The sequence below is a fragment of the Rhodospirillaceae bacterium genome (genome assembly GCA_016712715.1).
Classification (GTDB): Bacteria; Pseudomonadota; Alphaproteobacteria; order Dongiales; family Dongiaceae; genus Dongia.
Genome location: JADJQM010000001.1, coordinates 2,095,672 through 2,111,695, shown reverse-complemented (window position 1 = coordinate 2,111,695; position 16,024 = coordinate 2,095,672). Strand labels below are relative to the sequence as shown.

The window sequence follows — 16,024 nt, the reverse complement described above, 5'->3', positions numbered from 1 at the left end:
TGCATGGTCGATTTCTCGCATACTTGGTCCGCAGCGGCGCTGTCGGGCGATTGGCTGCTGGAGCCGCCGGGTCCGTCGGCCGAGGCGGATCTGCGCACGGCGGTCATTATCTCGCTCATGACCGATCGTCTGGCGCTGGTCGATGATCGCCTCCCGGATGAGGCGACGACACGGCGCGGTTGGTGGGCCGATACGGGGGGGCCGGGCCTGGAAGTTGGCAACATCGGCTCGCGGCTCTGGTTGCTCTGCCGGGAAAAGCGCACTGAGAACGTGCGGCGCCGGGCGATCGAGTATTCGCGGGAAGCCCTGCGATGGCTGGTCGAGGACGGCATCGCCAAGTCGATCGAGGTTGAGGCCGAATGGAACGGCATCGATCGCCTCGACCTCCTCATCACGCTCTACCGCAACGACGGCGAGCCGATCCGGCAGCGCCTCGATTGGGTTTGGGATCAATTGAACGGGCTTGCAAGCCCGCCCGCCTGAAGGATCAGCGATGTTTCAGCGACCGACCTTGACCGAGCTGCGGCAGCGCAGCGCGGCGGATTTCAGTGCGCGCCTGCCGGGGGCGGATTCGCGCCTCCGCCACAGCAATATCCGCGTTTCGTCGGAAGTGATGGCCGGCCTCACGCATCTCGCTTACGGCCGCCTCGATTGGGTGGTTCAGCAGACGATTCCCGACACGGCAAATGCGCAGTTCCTGGAGCGCTGGTGCACGATCTTCGGCCTTGCCCGGAAGGGCGCGGTGCGAGCGACGGGCACGATCCGCTTTACGGGTCAGGACGGCGCCGAGATTGCGCTCGGCTCCGAAGTGCAGTCGGGCGCGGTGAACGGCGTTCGCGTCCTTTACCGCACGACCGACGACGCCATCATTGCTGGGGGCGAGGCGATCGTGCCAGCCGAGGCTGTGTCGCCGGGTGCTGCCGGCAACCTCGACGACGGCGTGACGGTGACGCTGATCGCGGCGCTGCCGGCGATCGTAGCCCAGGCGACGCTGCAAACGGCAATGACGGGCGGCGCCGATGAGGAGCCGGACGAGGAATTGCGTGCTCGGTTGCTCTTCGAGCTGCAGAAGCCGCCGCATGGCGGCAACGCCAACGACTATATCCGCTGGGCCTTGGAGGTTCCGGGGGTGACTCGGGCCTGGGTTTCGCCGCTGGAATTCGGCGCTGGCACCGTGGTCGTGCGGTTCATGATGGACCGCGTCCGGGCTGACGATGATGGCTTCCCGCAAGGGCTTGGGTGGCCGACTTACACCGACGATCTGGCGGAGGTGGCCGATCATATCGCGCCGCTGCGGCCGGTGACGGCCAATGTCTTCGTGGTCGCACCTGTGCCGCACCCGATCAATGTGACGGTCAAGGGACTCACGCCGGACACGCCGGAAACCCGGCTCGCTGTCGAGCTGGAACTTCGGGATCTGCTGCTGCGCTCGGCAGCACCGGGCCTCACCATTCCGCGCTCTTGGCTTTGGGCGGCGATCGCCTCTGCCTCGGGGAATACCGGCACGAGGTTCTCGTGCCGGCGGCGGATGTCACTGTCTCGATCGGCGATCTCGCGACGCTGGGCACGCTCACCTTTACCGCTTGAGGACGAGAGAACATGGCGCGCATCGATCCTCTTTGCGGCCTGACGGTCGACGACTTCGCGGCGCTCGCGCTCGATCTCCTGCCGCAGGGTTACGCCTGGCCGCGAGATCCGGAGACGGTTCTCTATCGCTTCTGGCAAGCGGTGGGCGAAGAGCAGCGGCGGCTTCACGATCGCGGCTGTCAGTTGCTGGAGATCGAGAGCTTCCCATGCTCCGCGGTCGAGCTGCTGCCCGATTGGGAGCGTGTCTTTGGCCTGCCGGATGAATGTACGCCGGCTGGGCTTACGGTTGCGGAGCGCCAGATTGCGCTCTGCCTGAAGATCGCGGCGCGCGGTCAACAGACACCGGCCTTCTTTGTCTACCTTGCGAGCCTCGTTGGCTTCGAAGTGGAGATCATCGAGCGCTTCCCGGCGCGTTGCGGTGTGGCCGTCGTGGGGTGCGATACCGTTGCCGACTGTCCCTATTGGTGGACGGTGAAGGTGCTTAACCAGACCGTCTCATATGCCCGCGCTGGCTGTTCGTCTGCCGGCACGGGCCTCTGCGTTCCGCCAAACATCAACCTTCTGCGCTGCGTCATTCGCCGTGCAGCACCCGCCCACACAATCGTCACCTTTGAATTTGAGGACTGACCATGCATCGCATCGATGTCGCGACCGCTGTTGCCGTGAAGCCGACTTATCCGGCTGGCGGTACGCCTGGCTATTTCGCCAATTGCAATCCGGGCGAAGGATTCCCCGGCACCATCATGGACGCGCACTGGCTGAACCGCGTGCAGGAGGAGATCAGTAACGTCATCCTCGCGGCGGGCCTGACGCTTGACGCCGCCGACGACACCCAGCTCTTGCAGGCTCTGTCAGAGCTCATTCCTGACCCGGAGGAAGCGGCGAGCGGCCGGCTGCTGAACGTCGTCAACATTACGGCGTCCGGCACCTATACCAAGAACGTCGCCGCTCACAACGTCCTCGTCTATGTGCTGGGCGGTGGCGGCGGTGCGGGTGGCGGTGCCGGCGGCGCGAGCGCCAGCGGCGTTGGCGGCCCTGGCGCTGGTGGCGGTGCGGCGGTCAAGCGTCTGCTGAATTCGGCACTCGCCACCAATACGACGGTGACGATCGGCGCTGGCGGTAACGGTGGCGCCGATGGCACGGCCAACGGCAGCAACGGCGGCACAACCTCGTTCGGTGCCCATGTCTCCGCGACCGGCGGCAAGGGTGGCCCGTACCGCAGCGGTTCCCAGGGTATGACCATGCCGTCGAATTACGACTGCTCCGGCGGTGATGGCACGGGTGGCGACATCAATTGGAAGGGTGACTCGCCAGTCATTCCGCCCGGCTTCTGGGGTCCGACCATCATCAGCGGCACCGGTGCCCGAGGCGCTGGTCCGATCGGCGGGCCGGGCGCGCGGCCGGGGGTCAATCCATCGCTGCCTAGCAACGGCTTCGACGCCGATGCCAATACAGGCGGCGGCGGCTCGCCCGGAATCACGGTTTATCAAAGCGGCAACTGTGCCGGCGGCAATGGCGGCTCCGGCCGTGTTGTCGTCTTCGAATTCGCCTGATCTGGAGAGACAGCATGAGCAAGTTTGTTCGCCTCGAAAATGGCGCCGTCGCTGAGATCTTCAACGCAGAGCCGGTCCTGCATCCGACCTTGATGGCGGCCGTGCGCGGCGACGCGCCGGACAATGTCGAGATCGGCTGGACCTGGGATGGGCAGGAATATGCGCCGCCTCAATCCGACACGCCGGAGGTGGTTTTTCCGCCGATCAGCGCGCGTCAGATTCGTCTCGTCCTTCTCAATCAAGGCCTGTTGGACACGGTGGAAACGACCGTTGCCGGCCTCGGCGGTGCCGCCAAGGTCGAGTGGGAGTATGCGAGCGAGTATCGCTTCGACCATCCCCTCATCGCGCAACTGGCGACGGCGCTCAGTCTGACCCAGCAGCAGATTGAGAACATGTGGCTGGCTGCGGTCGAGCTCTGAGACATCACTTTCTCGCAAGGATCTCCGATGGACGCGGGCACACACACCTTTACCTGCCAGCAGGGCGACACCTTCGAGCGGGTTCTGGAGCTTCATCAGAACTCATTCGAGGGTGCGACGCTCCCTCTTGATGGCTTTACCGCCCGGATGCAGATCCGTGACGGCATTGCTGGCGAGGTGGCGCTGGAGCTTTCGACCGAGGCCGAGAGCATCGAGATCGAGGCGGAAGAGGGGCGAATCCGTCTGATCCTGGAGCCGGCAGCGACAGCGACCCTCTCGGTCGATTGCGACCCTGGCATCTTTCCGCCGGTCAAAAACTACGTCTACGACCTCGAAATCACGAACCCTGACGGCGTCGTGACGACGATTCTGCGCGGCTATTTCTCCGTTATCGGTGGAGTGACACGTTGACCGACCCGACTCTCATCACGGTGCAGGCGGCGATCGAGACGATCGTTGTCGTCATCAAGCAGGCGGCTCCCATCGCTGTCGCGGTGATGAGCGGCGGCGCGCAAATCGACGGCATCGATGACGTGCCAGGCCTGACGGATGCTCTCGCCGGCAAGGCTGCGGCGGTGCATGGTCATGCAATTGCCAACGTGACGGGCCTGCAGGGCGCGCTCGATGGCAAGGCGGCCTCGGCTCACAGCCATGCGGTCGCCGATGTCACCGACCTGCAGGTGGAGCTGGACGGCATCGGTACGGCGCTCGCCGGCAAGTCTGCGCTCGGTCATGGCCATGCCATTGCCGATGTGACGGGCCTGCAGGGCGCGCTCGATGGCAAGGCGGCTTCGGCTCACGGCCATGCAATCGCCGACGTCGTCGGTTTGCCGGGTGTGCTGGATGACATCGAGGCAACCTTCGGCGCCGTGGGTACGGCGATCGCTGGAAAGTCTCCGCTCGGTCATGGTCATGCCATTGCCGACGTGACGGGCTTGCAGGGCGTGCTCGATGGCAAGGCAGCGGCGGCCCACGATCACGCGATCGAGGATGTCACCGGCCTGCAGGCGGAGCTGGACGGTATCGATACGGCGCTCGCCGGCAAGTCGGCGGTCGGTCATGGCCATGCCATTGCCGATGTGACGGGCCTGCAGGGCGCGCTCGATGGCAAGGCAGCGGCGGTCCACGATCACGCGATCGAGGATGTCACCGGCCTGCAGGCGGAGCTGGACGGTATCGATACGGCGCTCGCCGGCAAGTCGGCGGTCGGTCATGGTCATGCCATTGCCAACGTGACGGGCTTGCAGGCCGCGCTCGATGGCAAGTCGGCTATCGGGCACGGTCATGTGATCGCCGATGTCACCGGCCTGCAGACGGCACTCGACGGCAAGCAGCCGCTCGATGCCACGCTGACCGCCTTCGCGGCTCTCACGATGAGCGCCAACAAGATCGTCTATGCGACGGGGCCGGATGCCTTCGCCCTGGCCGATCTGACGGCGTTTGCCCGATCGCTGCTGGATGATGCCGACGCGGCCACGGTGCGTGGCACCTTGGGCCTCGGTACGGCCGCGACGCAGGCGAGCGGTGCCTTCGCGGCGGCATCGCACAGCCACGTGATCGCTGATGTCACCGGCCTGCAGACGGCGATCGACGGCAAGCAGCCGCTCGACGCCACGCTGACCGCCCTGGCTGGCGTGACGACGAGCGCCAACAAGATCATCTACTCGACGGCGGCCGACACTTTCACGACGGCGGACCTGTCCGCTTACGGCCGATCGCTGATCGATGATGCCGACGCGGCGACGGCGCGGACAACCTGGGCCTCGGCACCGCCGCGACCCAGGCGAGCTCGGCCTTCCAGGCGGCGGATGCCACGCTGACGGCCTTGGCTGGCGTGACGACGAGCGCCAACAAGATCATCTACTCGACGGCGGCCGACACTTTCACGACGGCGGACCTGTCCGCTTACGGCCGATCGCTGATCGATGATGCCGACGCGGCGACGGCACGGACAACCCTGGGCCTCGGCACGGCCGCGACCCAGGCGAGCGGAGCTTTCGCAGCGGCGTCACATAGCCATGTGATCGCCGATGTGACGGGCTTGCAGGCAGCGATCGATGGCAAGGCGGCGGTTTCGCATGCTCATGTCATCGGCGACGTCACCGGCCTGCAGGATGATCTCGATGCCATCGCGGATGCCTTGGCAGGGACGGCTGCGGCGGTGCATGGTCATGCCATTGCCGACGTGACGGGCTTGCAGACGGCGCTCGATGGCAAGTCGGCAGTTGGGCACGGTCATGTCATTGCCGATGTGACCGGCTTGCAGACGGCGATCGACGGCAAGCAGCCGCTCGATGCCACGCTGACCGCCTTCGCGGCTCTCACGATGAGCGCCAACAAGATCGTCTATGCGACAGGGCCGGATGCCTTCGCCCTGGCCGATCTGACGGCGTTCGCCCGATCGCTGCTGGATGATGCCGACGCGGCCACGGTGCGCGGGAACCTTGGGCCTCGGTACGGCCGCGACCCAGGCGAGCGGTGCTTTTGCGGCGGCGTCGCACAGCCACGTGATCGCTGATGTCACCGGCCTGCAGACGGCGATCGACGGCAAGCAGCCGCTCGACGCCACGCTGACCGCCCTGGCTGGCGTGACGACGAGCGCCAACAAGATCATCTACTCGACGGCGGCCGACACTTTCACGACGGCGGACCTGTCCGCTTACGGCCGATCGCTGATCGATGATGCCGACGCGGCGACGGCGCGGACAACCCTGGGCCTCGGCACCGCCGCGACCCAGGCGAGCTCGGCCTTCCAGGCGGCGGATGCCACGCTGACGGCCTTGGCTGGCGTGACGACGAGCGCCAATAAGCTCATCTACTCGACGGCGGCCGACACTTTCACGACGGCGGATCTCTCCGCTTACGGCCGATCGCTGATCGATGATGCCGACGCGGCGACGGCACGGACAACCCTGGGCCTCGGCACCGCCGCGACCCAGGCGAGCTCGGCCTTCCAGGCGGCGGATGCCACGCTGACGGCCTTGGCTGGCGTGACGACGAGCGCCAACAAGCTGATCTACGCGACGGCGGCCGACACCTTCACGACGGCGGATCTCTCCGCCTACGGCCGATCGCTGATCGATGATGCCGACGCGGCGACGGCACGGACAACCCTGGGCCTCGGCACGGCCGCGACCCAGGCGAGCGGAGCTTTCGCAGCGGCGTCACATAGCCATGTGATCGCCGATGTGACGGGCCTGCAGGCAGCGATCGATGGCAAGGCGGCGGTTTCGCACAGCCACGCGATCGCCGATGTCACCGGGTTGCAAACGGCACTCGACGATCTTGCGGCCGATGTGGGCGGTCGGCTGATCGGTGTCCAGGTCTTCACGGCCTCCGGCACCTACAACAAGAACGCCTCGGCAGCCTATTCACTGTCGAGGTTCTTGGCGCTGGGGCGGTGCCGGCAGCGCGGTCCGGTGCGACCAGCGCGCTCAACACCGGTGGCTCCGGTGCCGGTGGCGGTTATGCCTGGAAGAAGATCCTGGCGGCCGCTCTCGGGTCGACGGAGACGGTGACGATCGGCACCGGTGGCAATGGCGGTGCAGCTGCGGCCGGATCGAACGACGGCAGCACGGGTGGCACGTCGAGTTTCGGCGCCCATGTTTCAGCGACGGGTGGGAAGGGTGGCAACGGCCAGAATGGCTTTGCTGCCAAAACCAATCTTCGTGACAACAGCGGCGGCGATGGCGTCGGTGGCGACATCAATGTCAAGGGTGAAGCTGGCTACAACGTCGCCAGCTATTACGGCGCGAACTTCACGCACGGCACGCGCGGTGGTAAAGCGGCTGGCCCCATCGGTGGGCCGGGCGCGCATCCCATCGTTCGGACATCGGGCACGGTGACGGCCGGTAACGCCGCTCCGGCGAATTCTGGCGGCGGCGGTGGCGGCGGTCTCACCGTCTACAACGACGGCAGCAGCTATGCGGCCGGCGGCAATGGTGGCTCCGGCCTGATCGTCGTCATGGAATACGCTTGATCACAGCCCCGCCGGCATCTCCGGCGGGGCTTTTCTTTCATCATCTGACATGGGGGATGGCGCCTTGTTCGAGTATCTGCCGCCAGAGATCAAACAGGCCATCTACTCGATGGCGAGCGTCACAGGCCTCGCCTGGCTCGGCCGCATGCTGTGGCATGTGCGCCAGGTCCAGAAGGCGCAGCGGCGCTTCTGGTCCTGGCATCTGTTGTGGGAGCTGCTGATCGCACTCTCCTTCGGCCTCGCGGCCGATGGCGTCGCGGAGTTTTTCGGCTTCACCGGCAAGACGGCAACCGGCGCCATCATCATCATTTCGTATCTCGGCCCGGCCTGGATCGAGATCATCGTCCTGCGGGTCGTCGATGCGGCGTCCGGCACTGTCAGCAAGGCGGCGGACAAGAAGTAATCCGCCCAAGAGGCGAACGGCGTTCGCCATCATCATCGCGAGGAGAGCAAGATGAACACCTTTCCGATCAACGCGGAGGGCGTTGACCTGATTCAGGATTTCGAGGGTTGCGAGCTGGAGGCCTATCGCTGCCCGGCCGGCGTATGGACGATCGGCTACGGGCATACCGAAGGCGTCAAGAGGGGCATGCGGATTACTAAGGCCGAGGCGGATAATCTCCTCGCCCAGGATCTCGAAGGCTTTGTCGCCGGTGTCCGCCGGCTCTGCAGCGTAAAGACGAACCCGAATCAATTGGCGGCGATGACGTCCTTCGCTTTCAATGTCGGCCTTGGCGCCTTCCAGAAGAGCACCGTCCTGAAGCAACACAATGCCGGCAACGCCGAGGCGGCGGCGAAGGCCTTTGCCATGTGGAACAAGGCAACGGTGAATGGCAAGAAAGTCACCCTCCCCGGCCTCGTCAGTCGCCGGGCGCGTGAAGCCGCTCTTTATCTCAAGGCCGCGCGTAGCCGCGACAAGACGCCGATGCCGCAGGCGGTCGCGGCCGAGCCGCCCGTGCTGCTCACAAAGGACATGGGGATCAAGACAGCCGCGACGGTTCTCGGCAGCGCCGGCTCGCTCGCCCAGGTGAATGAGTATGCCCAGCAGGCAAGCGATGTCGGCTGGACGATCCAGTCGCTGATGGAGCTTGGCCCCTGGGTGCTGTGCGCCATGATGGCGCTCGGCATCGGCGGCTATTTCCTTCTCCGCGCCTACTGGAAGCGCAAGAACGGCCTCGAATAGCGGCGCGGTTTCGGCCGTTCTCATCAATTTTTCATCTCGCCGCGGTGCCTGTGCATCGCGGCTTTTCTTTTGCCCTCTCACCATTGGAGTGAACCGCCATGAAGTCGTGGCTCAATGACATCTTCTCGATCGACAATCTGCTGCACTCGCTGGTAGCGGTGGCGTTTGTCGTCATCCTCTCGCTGATCTTCGGCCTGCCCTTGCTGTGGGCGATGCTGGCGGCCGTTGGCCTCTATCTGCGCGAAGTCTCACAGGTCGATTGGGATTTCACGCTCAAGGGCTCGCGCCACAAGCATCTCGAATGGATCGTCGGGTCCGTCGCCGGTCTGCTGGCGGCGGTTCTGATGATGGCCCTGTGATGGGCCGCCTTATTAACCTCGCCCTCGGCCTCGCCGGGGGCGCTTCGCCGTGGCTGCTGATCGGCCTCTTCGTGGCCGGCCTCAGCCTGGGTGGCACGCTGGCCTTCATCTGGCAGCTGCGTGAAATCGACGGCCTCACCGTCGCCAATGCGGCGCTCCAGGAGAGCATCGATGGCGAGGGCGGCTATCTCGCCCGCCTCACCGCCTTTTCGAAGGAGGTCGAGGATCTGCGTCGGGTTAATGCCGGCCAGAAAACCACCATCGCCTCGTTGACGACGGCCTGGCGCAGCACCCAGGTCGACGCCGAGGAGGCGCGGATCGAGGCGGAAAACCGGGCCGCTCAATACCGATCGGCCGAATCCAAACTGAGGGAGATTGCCAATGCGCCTAACGCTGATCCTGCCGGCGTTGCTGGCCACGTTGTTGACTGCCTGCGCCGTCTCAGAGCCGCCCGAGCTGGCGGCGGTGCCGGCGCCTGCTGAGACGATCGTCGTCTTCGCGCCGATCGACAGCGCTCTGACCGAGTGCAAGTCGGGTCCGGATCTGAATGTGGCGGCCGAGAGCATCGAGGCGGCGAGGGCTGGCGGCGGCTCTTTGCTGGATCAGGCGCTCAAGGTCATCGGTATTCAAGGGACGATGATCTACCAGTACGACGAGGCCCTCGCCGATTGTAAGGGGAAGGGGGCGAAGATCCGGGCGCTTCAGAACAAGCAATTGCCGGCGCCGTAGTTATGGGCCGGCGAACCCGCTGCTCTCGCGTCGCTTGTGCCGCCGCTCTATTGACGGCTCAAGTGGTGCTCACCGCCTGCCAGTCGCCGGATCAATCCGGCCTGGCGGGCGGTTTCGGTTTTTGGTCGAGCGATCGGCCCTTGGAATTCGAGGTGACAATCATCCGAATCCCCTTCTGACCCGCTGTAACGGGCGGGTGGCCCGAGGTGCGTCAACACCTCAAGCCGCGTGTTTTAGCCACGCATGACCGCAATACGGCCGCATCGCGGCCATCCCCGCCACCCCTGCAGGGGCGGGGCCTTAGTATCCGAAAGCAGAACAAGAATGGAGTCATATAATCACCGGCCGGTGACGGCCGTGGAACCGATCGCGCCGTGGCTGGGCGGGAAACGTCACCTCGCCTTGCATCTTGCCAGCATCATCGCCGGTATACCGCACCGCACCTATGTCGAGCCGTTCATGGGCATGGGCGGGGTCTTCCTCCGGCGAAGCCATGCCGCCCCGGCCGAGGTCATCAACGACATCAACCGCGACCTCGTCACCTTATATAGGGTGGCGCAGCGGCACCCGGCCGCCCTGGGGGATTCCTTCGGCCGCTGGACGCTCTCCAGCCGGGAGATGTTCGACCAGCTCAAACGGACGCCGCCGGACGTGCTGACCGACATCGAGCGGGCGGCACGCTTCCTTTATCTCCAGCGCCTGGCCTTCGGCGGCCGGACGCGCAACCCCAGCTTCGGCGTCGATCTGGGATCTGGCAGCCGGCTCCGCCTGCAGCAGATCCAGCGCCAGCTCGACGCGCTGCACCGCCGGCTCGATGGCGTCATTATCGAGTGCCTGCCCTGGCCCGAGGTGCTCGATCGCTACGACCGGCCGGAGACGCTCTTCTACCTCGATCCGCCCTATTGGGGCGGGGAGGGGGATTACGGCGCCGGCATCTTCTCGCGGGCGGACTTCACGGCCCTGGCGCGGCGTCTCGCCGGCATCGAGGGCCGCTTCGTCCTCAGCATCAACGACACGCCGGAGACGCGCCAGATCTTCGCCGGCTTCCATATCGAGGAACGCACCCACACCTTCACCGCCGGCTCCAAATCGGGCGCCGGCATTGAGGCTCACGAGCTCATCGTCCGCGATCGAGCAGAGGGCTCGGCCGGGCCGCTTTTCGGCTGACGGCCATTTCAACCAGCAAAGGAGAAAGCGATGCACGACAAGAACGGCACACCGCTGAAGAAGGGCGATCGCGTCCTGATTCCGGCGGTCATCACCGAGATCCACCCGACCGAGGAATATTGCAATGTCTCGCTGGAGACCGTTCACGGCCGCCGGCCGGACGGTCAGAAGGAGCGATTCAGCGCGATTAACACGGCCGTCGCGATCCTTCACGAAAGCGCCTGACGCGCTGATCTATTGAGCATATGGAAAGGCCCGCTCCGGTATCCCCGGAGCGGGCCTTTTTTTTGTTGTCTCGACGGCCGGTGACGTCATCCGCTACCATCGGCATATGAGAGCATTTCTTTTTTCCTTCTTTGGCGGTTTCTTCGGGAAGCTGGTGGCTGGCGTCCTTTTGTCCGTCCTGGTCGCGGTCGGCCTGATGGACGCGATAGTTGGCTACATCCTTGGGCCGTCTTTCCCGGCCGTCGCTCAGGTAGGGTTGCGGATCTTCGCCCTCCTGCTGGGTGCGGCCCTTGTCGTTCTCTGGATCTGGACGGCAAGGCACCGGCCTCCAAAAACGCCGTTCGTGCCTGTCCGCGACGTGATTGACTACATCGCATCCAAATCGCGCTGGTGGGCCACGAAGGGAGCTTCCCGCGCGACCTGGATGATCTCTCTGCCGGCGGTTATGGAATTCAATGAACGTGCCGCGCAGGGGCTGGTATCCGCAAAGGGGCGACTACTCAACAGTGCCCAGTATCGAGATATTGATGCGGTCGAGTGGCGCTCGATTCAGCTTGATGCGATAACCGTTCTCGACCCTTCCTGCCCCGTTACCAAAACGGAGGATCGGGTGTTATTTGCTGGTCGTGTGGATCAGTATGAAGACGTCGTCGTGATGACGGATTGCATCGAGGCCATCTGGCCGAGGGCAACATTCCCCCAACGGGTTCGCGCCTTTTTCATCCGCAAGTATTACGAATGGGTGGTGCCAACCATCAAATGGTAGGCCAAGGCCTTAATTTTTTTGACCGGCAGTCGCCTGGGGCCATACCCAGGCGCCCTGCGGCGTCATGAATCCGCGCTCCTGGCAGTATGTCACGATGTCGATATCGCTCCAGCCGGACGGGACGAAAAGCGACCGATTCATCCCACCTCCATCCTTCATTTCCGCGCGGAAATACTCGAAACGTGCCGGCGGATTCGGGCGTGACGGATCATCTTCTTCCGGTGTCCGGAGCCACGGATGCCACAGCGCCGGCCATTTTGGCTGCGGCACGTGGCTGTATGACTTGGTGCCGTCGAAAACCGGCACATAGGTGCCGTCCGCTGGTCCGCCCAGGCAAAGCACAGATTCGGCCCGGTTCCGATTCATCTCTTATGCCGTCCGCTTCACCGGCCGCTTATTGCGCACCGGTACCGGATCGCTCGCCATCAGCATTTCGCCGCCGGCCGTCAGCGCGCCGCTGCGGGTGAGGCCCTTGCTTCGGCATAGCTGTCGATGCTGCGGAGGAAATTGCTGTCCAGGCTCACCATGACTTTCTCGGGATGACCGAGGGGCGGGCGCACGGGCGTCAGCGCGCTAATGACTCGAGTCCAGTCCACCTCGTTCTCCTCGGCCCAGGCGCGATCGGCGCGCACGGCCTCCAGCTCGCGCGGGGCCGGCACGTTGGCGCCGCTTTCGCGCATGGCGGCGATATGACCGGAGAGGGCCTCGGTGGCGGCCGCGAGGGCTTCAGCCTGGCTCTCGCCCTGGGTGGCGCAGCCGGGGAAATCGGGGAAGAGGACCGAATAGCCGCCTTCGTCCTCGGGGATCAGGATTGCCAGATAGTGCATCTTCTCTCATTCCCTCTTTCTGGCGGGGGCCTATTTCAGCCCCGCCGCCTTTAGGATGGCATTCTGAGTGCCACGTTTCAGCGTCTTTTTCGGGTGCGGCACTGTAACGGTACCGACCTTGGTAGGGTGCTGGAAATGATGATGGTCCCCGGTGGTCCGAACGTGCTGCCAGCCATCGGCGGTCAGCAGCTTGATCAGTTCCCGGCTGGAGTAAATCTTGGTCATTTCCGCTCCCCTCTTGTATATACTTATTTATATACTTGTGGGGCGGTTTCAGGGGCGGCTGGCACTTTTTTCGCGAACGGCGTGCGCCTCGCGGTTTGCATATGTTCCGTAACCTATTGATATGTAATGGGCGGTTTAGTACCGCGTTTGTAAAATATGATAATGAAAACAAAGGGGCGCGAGGGACTCTGACTCCGCCAGTCTAGGTTCGAATCCTAGTCCCCCAGCCACACTCTCTGCGAGTGTATATCTCAAGAGATACAATCAGGAATTGTGACGTGCTTCCGGGGGTTAGCCGGGAGGTCAATGCCCCGCATAACAGAGATCTCGAGAAAGGCAGGCTTTCAGCGCTTCGTGGCTTTCTCGTCTCTGAATGCCAAAGATCCGGTTACGGCTGGTGGGCTGGATGGCGGCAAATCATGAGCAAAGGCGTGCTCTCGTCACGCGACATAAGACCCGCTTGGCGAGAATGTTCGGAGTGAGGGCGCGGGCTCAAGTCGACGCGATGAAGAAACGCGCGCCGGCTAGATGATCAGTAGCGCTCGCTGTTCATCCCAAGATATTGGCAGCGGGCAAGCCCGCTTCAACGCTTCAGGCGTCAACCGCATCGGCTGGGTACCGGTGACGATCATCTTTGCGATGTCCGGCGCCAGGAACGCGAGTGAGATCTTCTTGCTGATATAGGGCGCGCTGACATCAGAAATTCGTGCGAGGTCGGCGATGCTGGCAACGCGTCGGTTGGCGAGATCATCGAACCACTGACGCGCCTGAACAAGCTCTCGCACCAGGCGGCTGTCGACCTTGGCATCTTTTGCATCGTCATGGCCGATCACGAGCCGGACTTCCTTACCACATCGGACGAATTGACCGAACACCTTGATCTCGATCAGTTGCTTAAACTGTTCGGCGTCACTCGCTTTGCCGAGCAAGAGTGATGCGAGGCGAGCTGGTTCGACTTTGATCGCGATAGTCTTCTTCGCCACCACGATGCGATCGATGATGATGGGAATAAGGCCTGTACTCTGGGCCAGTTCCTCCTCGATGATATTGGCGAGGTTGCTGGCTAATGAGGTGAGGCGCTGGAACCTCGTGACGTCGACATGGCCTTTAAATGTTTGGTCCAGCCAATGCTGATCCCGTAGATGGCGGGCGAGGGACTGAACGACGACCTTCTCCAGATCCGATGCTGGAATCCGGAACCCGTCTTGAGCTTGGGTTGGCCCCCGCATCTTGGTCGCCGAGACATAATAGCGGTATTTCCGACCCTTCTTATTGGTGTGGCTCACCTGGAGCGGGATGCCGTCTTCATCAAAGACCAGGCCTTTGAGCAAAGAGGTTGAGGGCCGCTTAGTGCGGGCAGCCTCCCCAGGTCCCTGGGCATTGAGGGCCGCCTGTACTTCCTGGAACAGATCCTCCGGCACGATCCTAGGGTGTTCACCGGGATAGAGCTCCCCTTTGAACAAGACAATGCCCCGGTAGACCTGACCTGTCAGGATGTAACCCAGGGCACCCCGGCCGATGACACAGCCGCCAAATGGTCGACCGTCTGTCCCGATATGGACCTTTGACCGGATGCCGGCCTGTTTGAGGTCGGTTTGCAGATGATTAAGGGATCTGAGTTCCAGATATCGGCGGTAGATATGCCGGACGGTCTCGGCCTCAGCTTCGTTGACGACCAGCTTCCGGTCTTTGACGTCGTAGCCGATGGGTGGTCTTCCACCCATCCACATGCCCCGGCGCTTGGAAGCGGCGATCTTGTCCCGGATGCGCTCCCCGGCCACTTCCCGTTCGAACTGGGCAAAGGAGAGCAGGACATTAAGTGTGAGCCGGCCCATCGAGGTGGAGGTATTGAACTGCTGCGTCACGGCCACGAAGGAGACCCCATGCTTGTCCAGGGTCTCCGTCAGTTTGGCGAAGTCGGCCAGGGACCGGGTCAGGCGGTCGATCTTGTAGACGACGATGATATCGATGGCGCCATTGGCGATATCGGTCAGCAGGGCCTGGAGGGCAGGGCGCTCCAAAGACCCACCGGAGAAGCCGCCATCGTCATAGCGCGTCTCGAGGGGGTTCCAGCCTTCATGCTTTTGGCTGGTGATATAGGCGGCACAGGCATCCCGCTGGGCGTCCAGTGAATTGAAGGCCTGGTCCAGACCTTCATCGGACGACTTCCGGGTGTAGATGGCGCAGCGGCGCGGGCGATCAGCCATGGTCCGGCGCCCGTGCATCACTGGGCTTCCGGAGACCGAAGAAGCGAGGGCCGGATTGGTGGGTGCCGGTGATGAGCTTGGCGATAAGGGTCAGGCTCTTATACGTCTTGCCCCGGTAGGCCAACTGACCGTTCTCCAGGGTCAGGACTTCATGGACGGTTCCTTGCCACTGGCGGATGAACTTGGTGCCGGACTTAGGAACCGGGGTGACGCTGGTCCGACCCTTCTTTGATTCGCTCTTGAAAGCAGCGAGGCCAAGTTGTGTTCGGCGGCCGAGGCCGCCGAACACCTGTTCTTGAAGTTTATAGCCGATCGCCAAGCGGAGCAGCTCGCGGCTCATGAGGCCTGGTGCTTGGCCAGGGTAGAACTCACGCCATCGTTGGCGGAGGGTTGCAATCTCCAGATCCTCAAGTGCCAGGAGTTGCTGGTCGAGCGAACTCATGGTGATCGGCCTCAGGCCGGCACCCGGTAATGTCGAGTACCGTCGACAACCTCGCCGGTCAGTTTGAGGCCGTAGCGTTTCTTGACCGTGCCGGAGAGGAACCCGCGGACGCTGTGGGGCTGCCAGGTGGTGGCGATGGAGAGTTCGCTGATCGTGGCGCCTTGCGGCCGGCGCAATAGCTGCAGGACCTGGGCTGACTTTTTGTCGGGGTGAGCCTTGGTGGGTTGTTTGCCAGCCTTCTGAGCAGGCTTCGGCCTTGCGGCGGATTTGTTAGTGGAGGTTTTCTTGGTGGCTTTAGCCATGGTGGTGATCTCCTGGTCATGAGGGGCCCAAAATTGAGCCTCCCCATCACCCAA

General features: G+C 63.6%; 24 protein-coding genes. 18 read left to right on the top strand and 6 right to left on the bottom strand.

Features of this window, described 5'->3' with window-relative positions; translation table 11 throughout:
* Positions 1 to 3: 3 nt before the first annotated feature.
* The 18 genes from IPK59_10265 to IPK59_10180 all read left to right on the top strand — a co-directional run bounded on the left by IPK59_10265 (position 4) and on the right by IPK59_10180 (position 11,967).
* The gene (locus IPK59_10265; GenBank protein MBK8159121.1) at positions 4 to 483 is read left to right on the top strand and encodes a phage GP46 family protein; all 480 of its coding nucleotides are present in this window, start codon (positions 4 to 6) and stop codon (positions 481 to 483) included.
* A gap of 10 nt (positions 484 to 493) precedes the next feature.
* Positions 494 to 1,630 carry a baseplate J/gp47 family protein gene (locus IPK59_10260; GenBank protein MBK8159120.1) on the top strand — a complete coding sequence of 379 codons (1,137 nt, stop codon included), beginning with the start codon at positions 494 to 496 and terminating at the stop codon, positions 1,628 to 1,630.
* Positions 1,600 to 2,214 carry a DUF2313 domain-containing protein gene (locus tag IPK59_10255; protein MBK8159119.1) on the top strand — a complete coding sequence of 205 codons (615 nt, stop codon included), beginning with the start codon at positions 1,600 to 1,602 and terminating at the stop codon, positions 2,212 to 2,214. The genes IPK59_10260 and IPK59_10255 overlap by 31 nt, the downstream gene beginning before the upstream one ends.
* A gap of 2 nt (positions 2,215 to 2,216) precedes the next feature.
* Positions 2,217 to 3,140, top strand: coding sequence for a hypothetical protein (locus IPK59_10250; protein MBK8159118.1), 924 nt, complete (start codon positions 2,217 to 2,219; stop codon positions 3,138 to 3,140).
* Between the two features lie 14 nt (positions 3,141 to 3,154).
* On the top strand, positions 3,155 to 3,559 hold the full coding sequence (locus tag IPK59_10245; protein ID MBK8159117.1) for a hypothetical protein: 405 nt from the start codon (positions 3,155 to 3,157) through the stop codon (positions 3,557 to 3,559).
* Positions 3,560 to 3,586: 27 nt separating this feature from the next.
* Positions 3,587 to 3,970 (top strand): hypothetical protein, encoded by a 384-nt coding sequence (locus tag IPK59_10240; GenBank protein MBK8159116.1) that lies wholly within the window; start codon positions 3,587 to 3,589, stop codon positions 3,968 to 3,970.
* Positions 3,967 to 5,379, top strand: a complete 1,413-nt coding sequence (locus IPK59_10235) for a hypothetical protein (GenBank protein ID MBK8159115.1) — start codon at positions 3,967 to 3,969, stop codon at positions 5,377 to 5,379. Before IPK59_10240 ends, IPK59_10235 begins: the two co-directional genes overlap by 4 nt.
* Positions 5,380 to 5,384: 5 nt before the next feature.
* Positions 5,385 to 6,077, top strand: coding sequence for a hypothetical protein (locus tag IPK59_10230; GenBank protein ID MBK8159114.1), 693 nt, complete (start codon positions 5,385 to 5,387; stop codon positions 6,075 to 6,077).
* Positions 6,004 to 7,077: a hypothetical protein gene (locus tag IPK59_10225; protein ID MBK8159113.1), complete on the top strand. Its 1,074-nt coding sequence runs from the start codon at positions 6,004 to 6,006 to the stop codon at positions 7,075 to 7,077. The genes IPK59_10230 and IPK59_10225 overlap by 74 nt, the downstream gene beginning before the upstream one ends.
* The gene (locus IPK59_10220) at positions 7,074 to 7,538 is read left to right on the top strand and encodes a hypothetical protein (protein ID MBK8159112.1); all 465 of its coding nucleotides are present in this window, start codon (positions 7,074 to 7,076) and stop codon (positions 7,536 to 7,538) included. Before IPK59_10225 ends, IPK59_10220 begins: the two co-directional genes overlap by 4 nt.
* A gap of 64 nt (positions 7,539 to 7,602) precedes the next feature.
* The gene (locus tag IPK59_10215) at positions 7,603 to 7,941 is read left to right on the top strand and encodes a phage holin family protein (protein MBK8159111.1); all 339 of its coding nucleotides are present in this window, start codon (positions 7,603 to 7,605) and stop codon (positions 7,939 to 7,941) included.
* A 51-nt stretch (positions 7,942 to 7,992) separates the two neighbouring features.
* On the top strand, positions 7,993 to 8,721 hold the full coding sequence (locus IPK59_10210) for a lysozyme (GenBank protein ID MBK8159110.1): 729 nt from the start codon (positions 7,993 to 7,995) through the stop codon (positions 8,719 to 8,721).
* A gap of 98 nt (positions 8,722 to 8,819) precedes the next feature.
* Positions 8,820 to 9,080 carry a hypothetical protein gene (locus tag IPK59_10205; protein ID MBK8159109.1) on the top strand — a complete coding sequence of 87 codons (261 nt, stop codon included), beginning with the start codon at positions 8,820 to 8,822 and terminating at the stop codon, positions 9,078 to 9,080.
* Positions 9,080 to 9,562, top strand: a complete 483-nt coding sequence (locus tag IPK59_10200; GenBank protein MBK8159108.1) for a hypothetical protein — start codon at positions 9,080 to 9,082, stop codon at positions 9,560 to 9,562. Before IPK59_10205 ends, IPK59_10200 begins: the two co-directional genes overlap by 1 nt.
* On the top strand, positions 9,546 to 9,809 hold the full coding sequence (locus IPK59_10195; protein ID MBK8159107.1) for a hypothetical protein: 264 nt from the start codon (positions 9,546 to 9,548) through the stop codon (positions 9,807 to 9,809). The genes IPK59_10200 and IPK59_10195 overlap by 17 nt, the downstream gene beginning before the upstream one ends.
* A 324-nt stretch (positions 9,810 to 10,133) precedes the next feature.
* Entirely contained in the window at positions 10,134 to 10,976 is an 843-nt protein-coding gene (locus IPK59_10190; protein MBK8159106.1) for a DNA adenine methylase, read from the top strand.
* Between the two features lie 30 nt (positions 10,977 to 11,006).
* Positions 11,007 to 11,201: a hypothetical protein gene (locus IPK59_10185; protein MBK8159105.1), complete on the top strand. Its 195-nt coding sequence runs from the start codon at positions 11,007 to 11,009 to the stop codon at positions 11,199 to 11,201.
* A 106-nt stretch (positions 11,202 to 11,307) separates the two neighbouring features.
* Positions 11,308 to 11,967 carry a hypothetical protein gene (locus tag IPK59_10180; GenBank protein MBK8159104.1) on the top strand — a complete coding sequence of 220 codons (660 nt, stop codon included), beginning with the start codon at positions 11,308 to 11,310 and terminating at the stop codon, positions 11,965 to 11,967.
* Between the two features lie 9 nt (positions 11,968 to 11,976).
* Here IPK59_10180 and IPK59_10175 read toward each other — a convergent pair whose 3' ends face one another.
* The 6 genes from IPK59_10175 to IPK59_10150 all read right to left on the bottom strand — a co-directional run bounded on the left by IPK59_10175 (position 11,977) and on the right by IPK59_10150 (position 15,970).
* Complete coding sequence (locus IPK59_10175; protein ID MBK8159103.1) at positions 11,977 to 12,273, bottom strand: hypothetical protein; 297 nt, start codon at positions 12,271 to 12,273, stop codon at positions 11,977 to 11,979.
* Positions 12,274 to 12,413: 140 nt separating this feature from the next.
* Positions 12,414 to 12,794 carry a type II toxin-antitoxin system HicB family antitoxin gene (locus tag IPK59_10170; GenBank protein ID MBK8159102.1) on the bottom strand — a complete coding sequence of 127 codons (381 nt, stop codon included), beginning with the start codon at positions 12,792 to 12,794 and terminating at the stop codon, positions 12,414 to 12,416.
* A gap of 30 nt (positions 12,795 to 12,824) precedes the next feature.
* On the bottom strand, positions 12,825 to 13,019 hold the full coding sequence (locus tag IPK59_10165; GenBank protein ID MBK8159101.1) for a type II toxin-antitoxin system HicA family toxin: 195 nt from the start codon (positions 13,017 to 13,019) through the stop codon (positions 12,825 to 12,827).
* Positions 13,020 to 13,543: 524 nt separating this feature from the next.
* A complete protein-coding gene (locus IPK59_10160) occupies positions 13,544 to 15,226 on the bottom strand; it encodes a recombinase family protein (protein MBK8159100.1) in 1,683 nt (560 codons plus the stop codon).
* Entirely contained in the window at positions 15,219 to 15,668 is a 450-nt protein-coding gene (locus IPK59_10155; protein ID MBK8159099.1) for a DUF2924 domain-containing protein, read from the bottom strand. Before IPK59_10155 ends, IPK59_10160 begins: the two co-directional genes overlap by 8 nt.
* An 11-nt stretch (positions 15,669 to 15,679) precedes the next feature.
* Positions 15,680 to 15,970, bottom strand: coding sequence for a DUF3489 domain-containing protein (locus IPK59_10150; protein MBK8159098.1), 291 nt, complete (start codon positions 15,968 to 15,970; stop codon positions 15,680 to 15,682).
* Positions 15,971 to 16,024 lie beyond the last annotated feature (54 nt).